The organism is Pseudomonas fitomaticsae, assembly GCF_021018765.1.
Lineage (GTDB): Bacteria > Pseudomonadota > Gammaproteobacteria > Pseudomonadales > Pseudomonadaceae > Aquipseudomonas > Aquipseudomonas fitomaticsae.
On the sequence record NZ_CP075567.1, the window covers coordinates 318,395 to 333,899 of the forward strand.

General features: G+C 60.0%; 16 protein-coding genes. 5 read left to right on the forward strand and 11 right to left on the reverse strand.

What is annotated here, in order from left to right; genetic code table 11:
* The first annotated feature begins 35 nt into the window (after window positions 1–35).
* The 3 genes from trpB (at window position 36) to KJY40_RS01495 (ending at window position 2,661) form a co-directional block, all read left to right on the forward strand.
* A complete protein-coding gene (gene trpB / locus KJY40_RS01485; protein WP_064379337.1) occupies window positions 36–1,283 on the forward strand; it encodes a tryptophan synthase subunit beta in 1,248 nt (415 codons plus the stop codon).
* Window positions 1,283–2,095 (forward strand): tryptophan synthase subunit alpha, encoded by an 813-nt coding sequence (trpA, locus tag KJY40_RS01490; protein WP_085713008.1) that lies wholly within the window; start codon window positions 1,283–1,285, stop codon window positions 2,093–2,095. Before trpB ends, trpA begins: the two co-directional genes overlap by 1 nt.
* Before the next feature lie 122 nt (window positions 2,096–2,217).
* The gene (locus tag KJY40_RS01495) at window positions 2,218–2,661 is read left to right on the forward strand and encodes an anti-virulence regulator CigR family protein (protein WP_007953914.1); all 444 of its coding nucleotides are present in this window, start codon (window positions 2,218–2,220) and stop codon (window positions 2,659–2,661) included.
* A gap of 68 nt (window positions 2,662–2,729) precedes the next feature.
* Here the strand turns inward: KJY40_RS01495 and KJY40_RS01500 are convergent, their stop codons facing one another.
* The 11 genes from KJY40_RS01500 to KJY40_RS01550 form a co-directional block, all read right to left on the reverse strand.
* Window positions 2,730–4,691 carry a DUF7844 domain-containing protein gene (locus KJY40_RS01500; protein ID WP_230734560.1) on the reverse strand — a complete coding sequence of 654 codons (1,962 nt, stop codon included), beginning with the start codon at window positions 4,689–4,691 and terminating at the stop codon, window positions 2,730–2,732.
* On the reverse strand, window positions 4,688–5,008 hold the full coding sequence (locus KJY40_RS01505; RefSeq protein WP_007953910.1) for a DUF2388 domain-containing protein: 321 nt from the start codon (window positions 5,006–5,008) through the stop codon (window positions 4,688–4,690). Before KJY40_RS01505 ends, KJY40_RS01500 begins: the two co-directional genes overlap by 4 nt.
* A 27-nt stretch (window positions 5,009–5,035) precedes the next feature.
* Window positions 5,036–5,344: a DUF2388 domain-containing protein gene (locus KJY40_RS01510; RefSeq protein ID WP_230734562.1), complete on the reverse strand. Its 309-nt coding sequence runs from the start codon at window positions 5,342–5,344 to the stop codon at window positions 5,036–5,038.
* 107 nt (window positions 5,345–5,451) lie between these two features.
* Entirely contained in the window at window positions 5,452–5,769 is a 318-nt protein-coding gene (locus KJY40_RS01515; protein WP_007953908.1) for a DUF2388 domain-containing protein, read from the reverse strand.
* A gap of 133 nt (window positions 5,770–5,902) precedes the next feature.
* Complete coding sequence (locus tag KJY40_RS01520) at window positions 5,903–6,112, reverse strand: DUF1127 domain-containing protein (protein ID WP_230734563.1); 210 nt, start codon at window positions 6,110–6,112, stop codon at window positions 5,903–5,905.
* A 257-nt stretch (window positions 6,113–6,369) separates the two neighbouring features.
* On the reverse strand, window positions 6,370–6,585 hold the full coding sequence (locus KJY40_RS01525; RefSeq protein WP_007911656.1) for a DUF1127 domain-containing protein: 216 nt from the start codon (window positions 6,583–6,585) through the stop codon (window positions 6,370–6,372).
* A gap of 321 nt (window positions 6,586–6,906) precedes the next feature.
* Window positions 6,907–8,400, reverse strand: coding sequence for an acetyl-CoA hydrolase/transferase family protein (locus KJY40_RS01530; RefSeq protein WP_064592552.1), 1,494 nt, complete (start codon window positions 8,398–8,400; stop codon window positions 6,907–6,909).
* Window positions 8,401–8,614: 214 nt separating this feature from the next.
* Window positions 8,615–10,048, reverse strand: a complete 1,434-nt coding sequence (locus KJY40_RS01535) for an NAD(P)(+) transhydrogenase (Re/Si-specific) subunit beta (protein ID WP_230734565.1) — start codon at window positions 10,046–10,048, stop codon at window positions 8,615–8,617.
* Window positions 10,048–10,368: an NAD(P) transhydrogenase subunit alpha gene (locus KJY40_RS01540; protein WP_003187417.1), complete on the reverse strand. Its 321-nt coding sequence runs from the start codon at window positions 10,366–10,368 to the stop codon at window positions 10,048–10,050. Before KJY40_RS01540 ends, KJY40_RS01535 begins: the two co-directional genes overlap by 1 nt.
* 15 nt (window positions 10,369–10,383) lie before the next feature.
* A complete protein-coding gene (locus KJY40_RS01545; RefSeq protein WP_011331831.1) occupies window positions 10,384–11,505 on the reverse strand; it encodes a Re/Si-specific NAD(P)(+) transhydrogenase subunit alpha in 1,122 nt (373 codons plus the stop codon).
* A gap of 434 nt (window positions 11,506–11,939) precedes the next feature.
* Complete coding sequence (locus tag KJY40_RS01550; protein ID WP_230734567.1) at window positions 11,940–12,839, reverse strand: LysR family transcriptional regulator; 900 nt, start codon at window positions 12,837–12,839, stop codon at window positions 11,940–11,942.
* Window positions 12,840–12,997: 158 nt separating this feature from the next.
* Between KJY40_RS01550 and KJY40_RS01555 the strand changes: the two genes are divergently transcribed.
* Together KJY40_RS01555 and KJY40_RS01560 are read left to right on the forward strand one after the other, a co-directional pair.
* Window positions 12,998–14,179 (forward strand): acyl-CoA dehydrogenase, encoded by a 1,182-nt coding sequence (locus KJY40_RS01555; RefSeq protein ID WP_011331834.1) that lies wholly within the window; start codon window positions 12,998–13,000, stop codon window positions 14,177–14,179.
* Window positions 14,180–14,192: 13 nt separating this feature from the next.
* Window positions 14,193–15,413, forward strand: coding sequence for a CaiB/BaiF CoA transferase family protein (locus KJY40_RS01560; protein ID WP_230734570.1), 1,221 nt, complete (start codon window positions 14,193–14,195; stop codon window positions 15,411–15,413).
* The last annotated feature ends 92 nt before the right edge of the window (window positions 15,414–15,505 follow it).

The window sequence follows — 15,505 nt, forward strand, 5'->3', positions numbered from 1 at the left end:
CCATTGTCTTCTCGTGAAATCCGCTGGAGCGAACCATGACCCAGACTTCGAACACCTCCGATCTGCGTAACGGCCCTGACGCCAACGGCCTGTTTGGCTCGTTCGGCGGCCGTTACGTCGCCGAAACCCTGATGCCGTTGATCCTCGACCTGGCCCGCGAATACGAAGCGGCCAAGGAAGATCCGGCGTTCAAAGAAGAATTGGCCTACTTCCAGCGCGACTACGTCGGACGTCCGAGCCCGCTGTATTTCGCCGAGCGCCTGACCGAGTTCTGCGGTGGCGCCAAGATCTACCTCAAGCGCGAAGAGCTGAACCACACCGGCGCGCACAAGATCAACAACTGCATCGGCCAGATTCTGCTGGCGCGGCGCATGGGCAAGAAACGCATCATCGCCGAGACCGGCGCCGGCATGCACGGCGTGGCCACCGCCACCGTGGCTGCGCGTTTCGGTCTGGACTGCGTGATCTACATGGGCACCACTGACATCGAACGTCAGCAGGCCAACGTGTTCCGCATGAAGCTGCTGGGCGCCGAGGTGATTCCGGTGGTCGCCGGCACCGGTACTCTGAAAGATGCGATGAACGAAGCACTGCGTGACTGGGTGACCAACGTCGACAGCACTTTCTACCTGATCGGCACCGTGGCCGGTCCGCACCCTTATCCAGCGATGGTTCGCGACTTCCAGGCGGTGATCGGCAAGGAAACCCGCGATCAGCTGCAAGCCCAGGAAGGTCGCCTGCCGGATAGCTTGGTGGCGTGCATCGGTGGCGGTTCCAACGCCATGGGCCTGTTCCACCCGTTCCTCGATGACAAGAGCGTGGAAATCATCGGCGTCGAAGCCGCCGGTTACGGCATCGAGACCGGTAAGCACGCGGCCAGCCTCAACGGTGGCGTACCGGGTGTGTTGCACGGCAACCGTACCTTCCTGCTGCAGGACGACGATGGCCAGATCATCGACGCCCACTCGATTTCCGCCGGCCTCGACTATCCGGGCATCGGCCCTGAGCACGCGTGGTTGCATGACATCGGCCGCGTTCAGTACACCTCGGTGACCGACGACGAAGCCCTCGCCGCATTCCACCAGTGCTGCCGTCTGGAAGGGATCATTCCGGCACTGGAAAGCGCCCACGCCCTGGCCGAAGTATTCAAACGCGCACCGAAACTGCCGAAGGATCACCTGATGGTGGTCAACCTATCCGGTCGCGGCGACAAAGACATGCAGACCGTCATGCACCACATGGAACACTCTCAACAAGAGCAATCGAAGCAGGAGAAACACTGATGAGCCGCCTGCAAACCCGCTTTGCCGAACTCAAAGAGCAGAACCGCGCCGCGCTGGTGACCTTCGTCACCGCTGGCGACCCGGACTACGACACTTCGCTGGCAATCCTCAAAGGCCTGCCGAAAGCCGGTGCCGACGTGATCGAGCTGGGCATGCCATTCACCGACCCGATGGCCGATGGCCCGGCGATTCAGCTGGCAAACATTCGTGCTTTGGGCGCCAAGCAGAATCTGATCAAAACCCTTCAAATGGTCCGCGAATTCCGCAAGGACAACAGCGACACGCCACTGGTGCTGATGGGTTACTTCAACCCGATCCACAAGTTCGGCGTCGAGCGTTTCATCGCCGAAGCCAAAGAGGCCGGCGTTGATGGCCTGATCGTGGTCGACATGCCGCCGGAGCACAATTCGGAGCTGTGCGACCCGGCCCAGGCTGCGGGCATCGACTTCATCCGCCTGACCACCCCGACCACCGATGATGCGCGTCTGCCGAAGGTGTTGAACGGCAGCTCCGGCTTCGTTTACTACGTGTCGGTTGCCGGTGTGACTGGCGCAGGTGCGGCGACTCTGGAACACGTCGAGGAAGCGGTGGCGCGTCTGCGTCGTCATACCGACCTGCCGATCAGCATCGGTTTTGGTATCCGCACGCCGGAGCAGGCCGCATCCATCGCGCGTCTGGCCGACGGTGTGGTGGTGGGCTCGGCGCTGATCGATCACATCGCCAACGCGACCACGCCGGCTCAGGCCATCGACGGCGTGCTGAGCCTGTGCTCGGCGCTGTCCGAAGGCGTGCGTAAGGCTCGCGTCAGCTGAAGGTAAAGTTCCTGATACAGAGGAATTAGGGCCTCGACGCACAGACTAATCAAGCAAGACCGAGGGGTTCAGAACCACGTTCTGAGCCCCTTTTTGCTGTCAGTGCAGTGAGGAAAGACCCGATGAAAATGCCGAAACGTCTGATTGCCAGTCTGGGCGTGCTGATGATCAGCGCGACACCGCTGCTGGCCAGCGCCGATCCGCGCGACGATCACGACCACGGCGGCCCGCAGCAGGGCCACTACGACAATCGCGGTGGTGATCACCACGATTGGCAAAGCAACCATCGCGGCGGCCCGCCGCCTCGGGACTTCGGCCCGGTGCGTCAGGTGATCCGCGACAATCATGGCTACTTCGTGCGCGGTGCGCCGCCACCTCCAGGCATCCATCTGGTACGTGGCCGGCCGCTGCCCCACGGCTATTACGGTGAGCGGCTGGATAACCGGGCGTTGAGTCGCCTGCCGTATTACCCGGGTTATGAATGGCGTCGTGCCGGTGGTGACATCGTGCTGATCGCGGTGGGCAGCGGGGTCGTTTACGAAGTGCTGGATGGCGTTCTGTACTGATCGTCAGGCAATAAAAAAGACCGCAGCCTTTACAGGCTGCGGTCTTTTGTTTTCAGGACCGTTGTTTTTCAGGGCAGTTCGAGTCCGCCCGAGGCTTTGTGCAGTTTGCGCAGATGCTCGCCGATCTGCTTCACGTTGGCCTCGTTGGCCGCAATTTCGGCCGCTCGTTTGGGCTCGAGCAATGCGCGTACTTCCTTATCCAGATCGCCGGTCAAGGCCAGCAATTGTTTCTGGCGCTGGCTGCTTTCCGCTTCCAGCCGGCTGAACTCGCTCGGTTGCGGCAGACCATAACCCCGCGAATCCAGCAGTTCTGCCGGTCGGCTGAGGAAGCCGCTGTTGGCGAGGATCTGCTGCAAGGTCGCGTTGGCCTTGTCCATGCCACCGTTTTCCAGCTCCCGGGCGCCGAGGTAACGTTGCTTGACCTCATCCTGAGCCAACAGCAATTGGCGGCGGAAACTGGCTTGCTCCAGCAACAACAGCGCGGCGCTGGTGCGCAGGTCGGCCCGTTCGAACCATGGACGACGCTCTTCGGCAGACAGCGAAAGCCATTCTTCAACGGTTGTCTGCTTGATCGGCAATTGCTTCTTCAAGACATCGAACATCGCCTGATAACGATCACGGAACGAGTCGAAGCGATAACCCAGGCGCAACGCCTCTTTCGGATCATCGAGCACGCTGGTGTCGGCCAGGCCTCGTCCTTTGAGCACTTCCAACAAACCGTTGGGCATGATGCTGTCGAGGCCGGTGAGCCGGGCGTTGTTGCTGCCGCTGCGCAGCAGTTTCAGGCCTTCCACCGCGCAGTTGTTGGAGAGGAAGAAGTAATTGCCGTCGTAGCTCCAGTGCATTTCGGCGGCGTGTTCGACCACGCCCTCGATTTCGCTGCGCGAGAGATTCAGCGGCACCGACGCCAGGCTGCGCAGTTCGGTCTTGGTGTATTCGTCGATCACCTGCGCCAGCGGCAGCACGAACAGTCGCGACGGGTACTTGCCGACCAGTCCGTCCCAGCTCGACAGCTGTACGTCACCGACGAAGGCGCGGTATGACAGCACCAGATGCTGGTCCAGGTCCAGTCGGCAGTCCGGCCCGCGTGGCCGGCCCGGTGCACAGATCACCAGACGCAACATACTGTGGCCCCAACGGCTGACCCAGTTCTGGTTGGCTTCGGCCAACAGGTAATCCACCGCGTATACGCGCTCCGGATCGACCTGGCCCAGGGGCTGTTTGGCAAAGTCGTTGCCGGCATTGAGGAAGGCGAAGGTTTTGGCGCATTCATCCTTGGCCGGCGGTGCCCAGCCGAAGTGTTCCTGGTAATAGCGATACAGCGCCGGGCGACGGCAAGCGTAGCTCGGGTCGAGGAGGAAATACTCCATATTGACCGCGACAAACTCCTTCGGGCTGGAGATTTCGTAGAGGTCGGGGCTGCGGGCGATCTGCCGGTTGTGCTGTTCCCGCTCACCCCGGCGCCCGACGTATTGCTGCCAGCCGGCGAGGTCGAGCAGGCGTGGATCATCGCTGAGGGTGAAGCGCCGACCGTTCTGGCCGCGGCACTCGTCGGGAATGCCGATCAGCCCGGCGCTGTTGTTACGCCGGGTGCAGCGCTGGATCAGCGTGCGTTCGGCCGCCGGCCACAAGCGCGCGCGATCGTAAATGTGGGTGATTTCGTGCAGCACCGTGGCCAGCAGTTCCCGGCGAACGGTGCCATGGGGGCGATTGGTTTTTTCTTTGGCCGCACTGCCGTCGGTGAGGCTGGCGAGCAGTTTGCGGTTCAGGTCCAGTTCGGAGACGAGCGTCGCCTGGCCATAGGCGTTGCCAGGCATGTCGTCGGTCCAGCCGACATCGATGCGCCGATCCAGGCGTTCGATGAAGCTCGGCGGCAATGCCTGCATGGCTTCATCGAGCAGCGCCTGGCTGGCCTGTTGTTGGGCGGGGCTCAAGCCATCGGTCTTGAGCCGCAATTGCAGGCCGGCGTGGGCGCTGTTGCCAAGCAGCAACAACGCCCCGGCCAGCAGCCAGGCGCCGAATGACTTCACAGTGCGAGGATGGCTTCGGCGAGTACCTGATCACTGGCGTCGCGAGCTTCCGGCACGCGGGTGCGCAAGGTATTGAAGGCGGCTTCCAGGTTTGCACCACGGATGTCACCGTCGCTGGCCACGAAACTGGCAGCGTCGTCATGGGCTTCGCGGATGATTTTCGAATCGCGAATCGACGTAGTGGTGTCGGAGGTGAAATCGATGGTGCGCTGGGAGGCGCGGACGATGATGTTACTGGTGGCTACCAGGGTGTGTGCCTGGGCCATATCGGCCAACAACAGCAGGCCAAGGGCGGCAGCAATCAGCGGGCTACGCATGGAACGACTCCGATAAGACAGGGATGACTATTGGACGAGAATTGCCTGTGCCAGTTCAAGGTCGCTGACATGAAGTTTTGGCCGGCTCTTGCGCAAGTAGTGCAGGGCGGATTCGAGCTGTGCGCCGTGCATCTGGCCGTCACTGGCAACGAACGCTGCGGCATCGTCGTGCGCGGCGATGATCAGTTTACGGTCGAACGGCGCGGAAGACACCATGCCGGTGGCCCAGACGCTGACCACGGTGTTTTGTGTGGACACATCGAAGGCGTCTGCCAGAGGAACCCAGCAGGCGGTGATCAGTACAGAAGGGATAAGCAGATTTGAAAGAAAACGCATGGGACTCGGCAACTGTTGGCGAGTCCCAAGGCTAGCGCAATGCCCGGACTAGAGCCAGCGCCGAAACATCGGGACACGACCGGCGTGCCCCGTAATGTTCCTGTCGCTTAGATCGTCAGAATGGCCTGGGCCAGCTGTGCGTCAGTCGCGTTCAGTTGCGGAGCCTGATGACGGATGTGATCCAGTGCGCTCTCCAGTTTCACGCCACGGATTTCGCCTTCGCTGGCCACGAAGCTGGCAGCGTCGTCACGGGCAGCGAGCACGATCTTGTCGTCACGGAAGGACGAAGTGACGTCGGAGGTGGCGTCGGAGGAGGACTTGAGCGCGCCAACCACGGCGTCGGTGGTCACGATGAAGCTGGTGGCGCTGGCGTTGGCAGCCACGGCCAGCAGGGCGGCGGCGCTGAGCAGACGAAGACGGGACATGGGAGAACTCCTGTGGATAAACCGTATTGAGAGGTGGCTCGGTGTCTGAAGGTCAGACGCCATTCGCACAGCATTCGCCACGTTCTGCATGGATATTAGGCCTGCGCGCCAAATTCGCACAGAGGGCAGAGTGCTAGCGCCAGAAGGGTTTTTCCATTTCATTCAATCGATCGGCATTGCTGATACCGAGGTCGGCAAGATCCCGCCCATCGAGTTGAGCCAGCAGGCGTCGCGTCCTGGCGCGTTCAAGACCTTGCCAGAGCTGCTTTAGCAGACGTCGCAGCAGGTGACGCCGAACAGGGGCGGGGCTCGAAATTGCCGAAACATCCTGTAAGTCATTCATGACCTTTTCCTTATCCAGTGGAGGCGGAAGGTCATGTTGAGCCTGAGAGAGATGCCAAAACAGATACACTGGCAGTAAATTGTACTGGTTCAATTTAGAGTCTATTAAAACTGTACCTGTCTAGCGATAGATCCGCTGTACTGGCCGTTTTCAGACCCCGAAAACGACAAGACCCGTCGCGGATTCCCGCGACGGGTCTTGTGTGTTCAATTCGGGTTGCTGGCGGTGGGTCTAGCGACCAGAGCCAGCGACGCTGCTTAGCGCCAGAACGGCTTGCTAAGCTCTTCGTAGCGTTGTGCTTCGCTAATCCCGGCGTCAGCCAGCAGACGCGAATCCAGGCGAGCCAGTTGGTGGCGGCTGGAGATGCGGCGCTGCCACAGCATCAGGTTGGCGATAACGCGCAGAGGCAGGGAAGCCTGGGTGTTTACAGCTTTGTCTTCGAAGAACAGTTCGGAACTGAGTGTACGTTCCATGGTTGACATCCTTCCGCTTGTGGCGGGATTAGGTAGTGGTTTAACTGGTGCCCATGATCCTCTCGTTTGGCCAGACTCTCTAGATACAGTTCACTTGTATTGTGAGTGACCAGTTAACTGTTTATAGGGGGTGTACGGGTCAAAATTGCGCAAACTGTACCTGTCTGCGCTTATTTGGTGCATTTTTACCCAATTCGATGATTCGAGTAGGCAAAAGCCGTAGGAAAAGACCGGTACAGCAGTACAGTTTTTGACAATGGCGGTGGTTTTCAAAATCCCGCTGGCGAAACTGTGTTTGCGCCAGCGGGAAATCTGTGCGGATTACACCGCCAGCATGCGTCCGGTTTCTTCCAGATTGATGTGCCAGCTCAGGGCGTCACGCAGGATGTGCGGGGTGTGGCCGCCAATGGCGCAGGCTTTGTCGAAGTAGTCGTTCAGCGCCTGGCGGAAATCCGGGTGCACACAGTTATCGATGATGACCCGGGCGCGTTCCCGTGGCGCCAGGCCACGCAGGTCGGCCAGGCCCACCTCGGTCACCAGGATGTCGACGTCATGCTCTGTATGGTCGACGTGGCTGACCATCGGCACCACGCTGGAAATCGCGCCGCCCTTGGCGATCGACTTGGTCACGAACACCGCCAGGTGTGCGTTGCGCGCGAAGTCGCCCGAGCCGCCAATGCCGTTCATCATCCGCGTGCCGCAGACGTGGGTGGAGTTGACGTTGCCATAAATGTCGAACTCAAGGGCCGTGTTGATGCCGATGATGCCCAGGCGCCGCACCACTTCCGGGTGGTTGGAGATTTCCTGCGGGCGCAGTACCAGTTTGTCCTTGTACTTCTCCAGATTGCCGAACACGTCGCTGTTGCGCCGCTCCGACAGAGTGATCGAGCTGCCCGAGGCGAAGCTCAGCTTGCCCGCATCAATCAGGTCAAAGGTCGAGTCCTGCAGCACTTCGGAGTACATGGTCAGGTCTTCGAACGGCGAATCGATCAACCCGCACATCACCGCGTTGGCAATGTTGCCGATCCCGGCCTGCAACGGGCCGAGCTTGTTGGTCATGCGCCCGGCGTCGACTTCCTGCTTGAGGAAGGTGATCAGGTGATCGGCGATGGCCTTGGTATCGACATCCGGCGAGGATACGGTGGACGGCGAGTCCGACTGCTGGGTGATGACGATGGCGACGATCTTTTCCGGCGGGATCGGGATCGCGGTGCTGCCGATGCGGTCGTCGACCTTTACCAGTGGAATCGGCGTGCGGGTCGGGCGATAGGTCGGGATATAGATGTCATGCAGACCTTCGAGGTTGGCGTTGTGCGCCAGGTTGATCTCGACGATCACGTGTTTGGCGAAGATCGCGAAGCTCGCCGAGTTACCCACCGAAGTGGTCGGCACGATGTGGCCCTGCTCGGTGATGGCCACGGCTTCGATCACGGCGATGTCCGGCAGCTTCAGTTGCTGGTTGCGCAGTTGTTCGACGGTTTCCGACAGGTGCTGGTCGATGAACATCACTTCGCCGGCGTTGATCGCCTTGCGCAAGGTGCTGTCGACCTGGAACGGCATACGCCGCGACAGCACGCCGGCTTCGGTCAGTTGCTTGTCGAGGTCGTTGCCCAGGCTGGCGCCGGTCATCAGGCTGATCTTCAGCGGCGTGACCTTGGCTCGCTCGGCCAGCGCATGGGGCACGGCCTTGGCTTCGCCGGCGCGGGTGAAGCCGCTCATGCCGACGGTCATGCCGTCCTCAATCAGCGCAGCGGCGTCGGCGGCGCTCATCACTTTATCCAACAACGAAGGCAGGCGAATACGGTCACGGTACATGGATTATTTTCTCGGGCAGCGAGTAGCAGGATGCGCAGTCTAGTGAATTTCGCGAGCGCCTGTCCCGCTACCAAGGTCGCAAACGAGGCGTCTATTTAGCGGGTTTCAAGTAAAACACCGTTACTGGATCTGCAACAACGCGGCAAATTGTCCGACGGTTTGCGCAAACAAAAACGCCCCGATAAGTCGGGGCGTTCGGTGTTGCCGGTGAGGATTACTCGACCGCTTTGACCATGTCTTCGATGACTTTTTTCGCGTCGCCGAACACCATCATGGTCTTGTCCAGGTAGAACAGTTCGTTGTCCAGACCGGCATAGCCGCTGGCCATCGAGCGCTTGTTGACGATGATGGTCTTGGCCTTGAACGCTTCGAGGATCGGCATGCCGGCAATCGGCGATTTCGGATCGTTCTTGGCGGCCGGGTTGACCACGTCGTTGGCGCCGAGTACCAGCACCACATCGGCCTGACCGAACTCGGAGTTGATGTCTTCCATCTCGAACACCTGGTCGTAAGGCACTTCGGCCTCGGCCAGCAGTACGTTCATGTGACCAGGCATCCGACCTGCTACCGGGTGGATCGCGTATTTCACGGTCACACCGTGGTGGGTCAGCTTCTCGGTCAGCTCTTTCAAGGCGTGCTGCGCGCGAGCAACTGCCAGACCGTAACCTGGAACGATGATCACGGTGTCGGCGTTGGTCAGCAGGAAAGTCGCGTCGTCAGCCGAACCGGATTTCACCGGACGGGCTTCCTTCTCACCGGCAGGACCGGCGTCTGCTGTATTGCCGAAACCGCCGAGCAGTACATTAAAGAAGGAGCGGTTCATCGCCTTGCACATGATGTACGAGAGGATCGCGCCGCTCGAACCCACCAGCGAACCTGCAATGATCAGCATCGAGTTGTTCAGCGAGAAGCCGATCCCCGCCGCCGCCCAGCCGGAATAGCTGTTGAGCATCGACACCACCACCGGCATGTCGGCGCCGCCGATCGGGATGATGATCAGTACGCCCATGACGAACGCCAGGGCCAGCATCAGTGCGAACGCGGCGAAGTTGCCGGTCAGCATGAAGGTGACACCGAGGATCAACGTCGCCAGACCCAGTACCGCGTTCAGCTTGTGCTGACCGCTGAACTGTACCGGTGCGCCCTGGAACAGGCGGAACTTGTACTTGCCCGACAGCTTGCCGAAGGCGATCACTGAACCGGAGAAGGTGATTGCACCGATGGCTGCGCCGAGGAACAGCTCCAGACGGTTACCCGCCGGGATCGAGTCGCCCAGTTGCTTGACGATGCCCAGCGACTGCGGCTCGACCACGGCAGCAATGGCGATGAACACCGCTGCCAGACCGATCATGCTGTGCATGAACGCAACCAGTTCCGGCATCTTGGTCATTTCAACGCGTTTGGCCATGATCGAACCGGCGGTGCCGCCGATCAGCAGGCCTACGATCACGTAACCGATGCCGGCAGTCGCCAGCTCGGCCCCGAGCTTATAGATGAGGCCGACAGTGGTGATGATTGCCAGCGCCATGCCGAGCATGCCGAACAGGTTGCCGCGGCGTGACGTGGTCGGGTGCGACAGACCCTTGAGGGCCTGGATGAAGCAGATCGACGCGATCAGGTAGAGCGTCGTGACGAGGTTCATGCTCATTACTTAGGCGCCTCTTCTTTTACTTTCGGGGCTTTCTTCTTGAACATCTCAAGCATGCGGCGGGTGACCAGGAAGCCACCGAACACGTTGACCGCGGCCAGTGCCACGGCGAGGGTGCCCATGGTCTTGCCCAGCGGGGTGACGGTCAGGGCGGCGGCGAGCATGGCGCCGACGATCACGATCGCCGAAATGGCGTTGGTCACCGCCATCAAAGGCGTGTGCAGCGCGGGTGTAACGTTCCAGACCACGTGGTAACCGACATAAATCGCCAGCACGAAGATGATCAGGTTGTAGATACCGGGGGAGATAAGCTCTTCCATCGTCTGAATCCCTGCTTAGGCGTTTTTGCGGATGACTTGGCCGTCGCGGCACATCAGGCACGCGGCGACGATGTCGTCTTCGAGGTTCACTTCGAACTGGCCTTCTTTGGTGAAGACCAGCTTCAGGAAGTCCAGCAGGTTGCGTGCGTACAGCGCCGAGGCGTCTGCGGCGACTTCACCGGCAAGGTTGGTCGGGCCGACGATGGTCACGCCGTTCTCGATCACGACCTGATCGGCCACGGTCAGCGGGCAGTTGCCACCCTGGGCTGCAGCGAGGTCGATGACCACCGAGCCGGGTTTCATCTGCGCCACGGTGTCCGCGCTCAGCAATGTCGGTGCCTTGCGGCCCGGGATCAGTGCGGTGGTGATGACGATGTCAGCCTGCTTGGCGCGCTCGTGCACGGCCTGGGCCTGGCGCTGCATCCAGCTCGCCGGCATCGGGCGTGCGTAACCGCCGACGCCGACCGCGCATTCGCGTTCTTCATCGGTCTCGTAAGGCACGTCGACAAATTTGGCGCCGAGGGATTCGATCTGTTCCTTCACGGCCGGACGTACGTCGGACGCTTCAATGACGGCACCCAGACGTTTCGCCGTGGCAATTGCCTGCAACCCGGCCACACCAGCACCCAGAATCAGCACGCGCGCCGCTTTCACGGTGCCCGCAGCAGTCATCAGCATTGGCATGAAGCGCGGATAGTAGTGAGCGGCCAGCAGCACGGCTTTATAGCCGGCAATGTTCGCCTGGGACGACAGCACGTCGAGGCTCTGGGCCCGGGAGGTACGTGGCGCCGCTTCCAGGGCGAACGCGGTAATTCCGCACTCGGCCATCTTCGCGATGGTGTCGTTGTTGAACGGGTTGAGCATGCCCACCAGCACCGTTCCGCGCTTGATCAGCGTCAGTTCGGCATCGCTTGGCGCGACCACTTTGAGAATCAGCTCGGCGCCAAACGCGTCATTGGCACTGCCAATGGTTGCGCCTGCCGCTTCATAGGCACTGTCGACAACACTGGCTTTAACGCCGGCGCCGGTTTGCACAGTGACCTTATGACCTTGGCTGATCAGCTTTTTAATGGTTTCCGGGGTTGCAGCAACCCGTGTTTCACCGGTCTGGGTTTCGAGAGGAACACCAATGTGCACGTCAAATCTCCTGCGTGATCTTATTGAGTAAACCCATGCACTACGGATGGTGCGACTGGGGCGGCCGATCAGCACGATCCCGCCAAATCAGGGCGGGGCGCGGCATTTTGCAGGCGAAGTTTATGCCCTTCAAGGGATTATGACGGGTGACGGAAAATTAACTACAAGTCATCCCGTGACCGAATGTCGCAGATGGCCAGTTGAATCCCTTGCAGGCCGTGCCTTTCAAGGAGTCTGGATGAATTTGAAGAATTTTCTCATCGGTGACGTGAATAGGTCGCAATGAGTCGCGAATGAGGGCGCAAAGCCACGTCGGCAGGCGCTTGTGGGACGTCTGTACGACTTTCGGATACAGTCTGTCTATTTGCGACAAATAGTTATATCTGTAGGGCTTTGATTTTCCTGACTACGAGGTTAGTAATCGCTAGAGCCCTTTATCCTTCTAGGTTGTAGCTGTGTGCCTGATTCACCAGCCAGTCTCGAAAAGCCTTAAGTGACGCCGATTCGACCTTTCGCTCCGGAATCATCAGGTAATACGCCTTGATGCTGGAGAGCGCATTCGGGTTGGCAATCACCAGGCGTTTCTCGGCCAGTTCGCGCTGGATCAGGAACGGTGGGATCAGTGCGATGCCCATGTCGTGCATGGCTGCCTGGGCCAGCATGGAGAATAGCTCGTAGCGCGGACCTGTCATGTCGCGGGGGATGTTCAGGTGCTGCGAGTTAAACCACTGTCGCCAAGCGTAGGGGCGGGTGGTTTGCTGGAGTAGCGGCAGATCGGCGATTTCATCAGGTTTGAGTTGTGTCCTGTTGCCGAGCAGGGCGGGACTGCATACCGGCATCGGATTCTCGCCCATCAGCCTGTGGGATTCGGTACCGGACCAGTCGGCATCGCCAAAGTAGATGGCGGCATCGAAGTCAGTGTCGGCAAACAGGAACGGGCGCGTGCGGTTGGTCAGGTTGACCGTCACTTCCGGGTGCTTGAGCTGGAAGTCCTTCAGTCTTGGCAGCAGCCATTGCGTGCCGAAGGTGGGCACCACGGCGAGCTCGATCACATTGGTGCCTTGCTGACCCATTACAGACAGGGTGTCGCGCTCAACCGCATCAAGTTGGGTGGCGACCCGACGGCTGTAGGAAAGCCCCGCTTCCGTCAGCTTCACCCCGCGACGCGAGCGTCGGAACAGTTCGACGCTGAGGAAGTCCTCAAGGCTGGCGATCTGTCGGCAAATGGCGCCCTGGGTGAGGGAAAGCTCTTCAGCGGCCTTGGTAAAGCTCTCGTGACGGGCGGCAGCCTCGAAGCTGATCAGGGCGGTGGTGCTGGGTATCTTGCGGCGCATGTACGTCAACCTCACTAATACATCGCTCAGTCGGCATTTAGCGACGTTTCGGAGTGAGAAATTAGCACAACAGGATGCGAAATCCTCGTTTGCCGGGAGGGCGAAGCGGGCCTAGGATCAATGCCACGTTAATTCACTCGATTTGCGAGGACTCACTCATGGGCGGTAAAGCTAGCTTCAACTGGATCGATCCACTGCTGCTGGATCAACAGCTGACCGAAGAAGAACGCATGATCCGCGACACTGCCGAGCAATTCGCCCAGCAGAGTCTCGCGCCGCGCGTTCTGGAAGCCTTCCGCCATGAGAAGACCGATCCGGCGATCTTCCGTGAAATGGGCGAAGTCGGCCTGTTGGGTGCGACCATCCCCGAGCAGTACGGTGGCAGCGGTCTCAACTATGTCAGCTACGGTCTGATTGCTCGTGAAGTCGAGCGTGTTGATTCCGGCTACCGCTCGATGATGAGCGTGCAGTCTTCGCTGGTGATGGTGCCGATCAACGAATTCGGTACCGAAGCACAGAAGCAGAAGTATCTGCCGAAACTGGCTTCCGGCGAGTGGATCGGCTGCTTCGGTCTGACCGAGCCGAACCACGGTTCCGACCCGGGCGCGATGATTACGCGTGCACGCAAGGTCGACGGCGGCTACAGCCTGACCGGCGCCAAGATGTGGATTACCAACAGCCCGATCGCCGATGTGTTCGTGGTCTGGGCCAAGGACGATGCGGGCGACATCCGTGGTTTCGTTCTGGAGAAGGGCTGGAAAGGTCTGAGCGCTCCGGCGATTCACGGCAAGGTCGGCCTGCGGGCTTCGATCACCGGCGAAATCGTCATGGACAATGTGTTCGTGCCGGAAGAAAACATCTTCCCGGACGTGCGTGGTCTGAAAGGTCCGTTCACCTGCCTCAATTCTGCACGTTATGGCATCTCCTGGGGTGCGCTGGGCGCGGCTGAGTTCTGCTGGCACACCGCTCGCCAGTACACCCTGGATCGTCAGCAGTTCGGTCGTCCGTTGGCTGCTACTCAGTTGATCCAGAAGAAGCTGGCTGACATGCAGACCGAGATCACTCTGGCACTGCAAGGCTGCCTGCGTCTGGGCCGTATGAAAGATGAGGGTACCGCTGCGGTTGAAATCACTTCGATCATGAAGCGCAACTCTTGCGGCAAGTCTCTCGAGATCGCCCGCATGGCGCGTGACATGTTGGGCGGCAACGGGATCTCCGATGAGTTCGGTGTGGCTCGTCACCTGGTCAACCTGGAAGTGGTGAATACCTATGAAGGTACTCATGACGTTCACGCGCTGATCCTCGGTCGTGCGCAGACCGGCCTGCAGGCGTTCTATTAATAGGAGAGCGACCATGGGCGCGCTGTCGCATCTGCGGGTACTGGATTTATCGCGAGTGCTGGCCGGCCCATGGGCTGGTCAGATCCTGGCCGATCTTGGGGCGGAAGTGATCAAGGTCGAGCGCCCGGGCAATGGTGACGACACTCGCGCCTGGGGGCCGCCCTTCCTGAAGGACGCTTACGGCGAGAACACCAGCGAGGCGGCTTATTACCTGTCGGCCAATCGCAACAAGCAATCGGTGACGATCGACTTCACGCGTCCCGAAGGTCAGAAGCTGGTTCGCGAGCTTGCAGCCAAGTCCGACATCCTGATCGAGAACTTCAAGGTGGGTGGTCTGGCGGCCTATGGCCTGGATTACGAGTCGCTGAAGGCGATCAATCCGGATCTGATCTATTGCTCGATCACCGGTTTCGGTCAAACCGGACCGTATGCCAAGCGTGCGGGTTATGACTTCATGATCCAGGGTCTCGGCGGGTTGATGAGTCTGACCGGGCGACCTGAGGGTGATGAAGGTGCCGGACCGGTTAAGGTGGGGGTGGCGCTCACGGATATCCTGACGGGGCTGTATTCGACCGTGGCGATTCTGGCGGCACTGGCCCATCGTGACCATGATGGTGGTGGGCAGCACATCGACATGGCGCTGCTGGATGTACAGGTGGCGTGCCTGGCCAACCAGGCGATGAACTACCTGACGACGGGCACTGCGCCAAAGCGGCTGGGTAATGCGCATCCGAATATTGTGCCGTACCAGGATTTCCCTACGGCTGATGGCGACTTCATTCTCACGGTGGGCAATGACGGGCAGTTCCGCAAGTTCGCCGAAGTGGCGGGGCAACCGCAGTGGGCGGACGATCCGCGTTTCGCGACTAATAAGTTGCGGGTGGCGAACCGTGCGGTGCTGATTCCGCTGATTCGTCAGGCGACTGTCTTTAAGACCACTGCAGAGTGGGTGGCTCAGTTGGAGCAGGCAGGTGTGCCGTGTGGGCCGATCAATGATCTGTCACAGGTATTCGAGGATCCGCAGGTGAAGTCTCGCGGATTGGCGATTGAGCTGCCTCACGCGCTGGCGGGGATGGTGCCGCAGGTGGCCAGTCCGATCCGTTTGTCGCGAACACCTGTTGAGTATCGGCGTGCGCCTCCTTTGCTGGGTGAGCATACGATGGAGGTTTTGCAACGGGTGCTGGGTCTGGGAGCGGGTGCAGTGGCTGCGATGAAGGAGGATGGAGTGCTCTGATGGTCCTCTCTATATAGAAGGAGTGCTGATTCGTCTTCTATATAGAGGGTATTGGATGTTTTTTGGCCTATCCGCAAGTTATTGAAAGAAAA

Bases quoted from the DNA above. Each gene is read 5' to 3' on its own strand.
- trpB (WP_064379337.1), top strand. From the start codon at position 36: ATGACCCAGACTTCGAACACCTCCGATCTGCGTAACGGCCCTGACGCC.
- trpA (WP_085713008.1), top strand. From the start codon at position 1,283: ATGAGCCGCCTGCAAACCCGCTTTGCCGAACTCAAAGAGCAGAACCGC.
- KJY40_RS01495 (WP_007953914.1), top strand. From the start codon at position 2,218: ATGAAAATGCCGAAACGTCTGATTGCCAGTCTGGGCGTGCTGATGATC.
- KJY40_RS01505 (WP_007953910.1), bottom strand. From the start codon at position 5,008: ATGCGTAGCCCGCTGATTGCTGCCGCCCTTGGCCTGCTGTTGTTGGCC.
- KJY40_RS01510 (WP_230734562.1), bottom strand. From the start codon at position 5,344: ATGCGTTTTCTTTCAAATCTGCTTATCCCTTCTGTACTGATCACCGCC.
- KJY40_RS01515 (WP_007953908.1), bottom strand. From the start codon at position 5,769: ATGTCCCGTCTTCGTCTGCTCAGCGCCGCCGCCCTGCTGGCCGTGGCT.
- KJY40_RS01520 (WP_230734563.1), bottom strand. From the start codon at position 6,112: ATGAATGACTTACAGGATGTTTCGGCAATTTCGAGCCCCGCCCCTGTT.
- KJY40_RS01525 (WP_007911656.1), bottom strand. From the start codon at position 6,585: ATGGAACGTACACTCAGTTCCGAACTGTTCTTCGAAGACAAAGCTGTA.
- KJY40_RS01530 (WP_064592552.1), bottom strand. From the start codon at position 8,400: ATGTACCGTGACCGTATTCGCCTGCCTTCGTTGTTGGATAAAGTGATG.
- KJY40_RS01535 (WP_230734565.1), bottom strand. From the start codon at position 10,048: ATGAGCATGAACCTCGTCACGACGCTCTACCTGATCGCGTCGATCTGC.
- KJY40_RS01540 (WP_003187417.1), bottom strand. From the start codon at position 10,368: ATGGAAGAGCTTATCTCCCCCGGTATCTACAACCTGATCATCTTCGTG.
- KJY40_RS01550 (WP_230734567.1), bottom strand. From the start codon at position 12,839: ATGCGCCGCAAGATACCCAGCACCACCGCCCTGATCAGCTTCGAGGCT.
- KJY40_RS01555 (WP_011331834.1), top strand. From the start codon at position 12,998: ATGGGCGGTAAAGCTAGCTTCAACTGGATCGATCCACTGCTGCTGGAT.
- KJY40_RS01560 (WP_230734570.1), top strand. From the start codon at position 14,193: ATGGGCGCGCTGTCGCATCTGCGGGTACTGGATTTATCGCGAGTGCTG.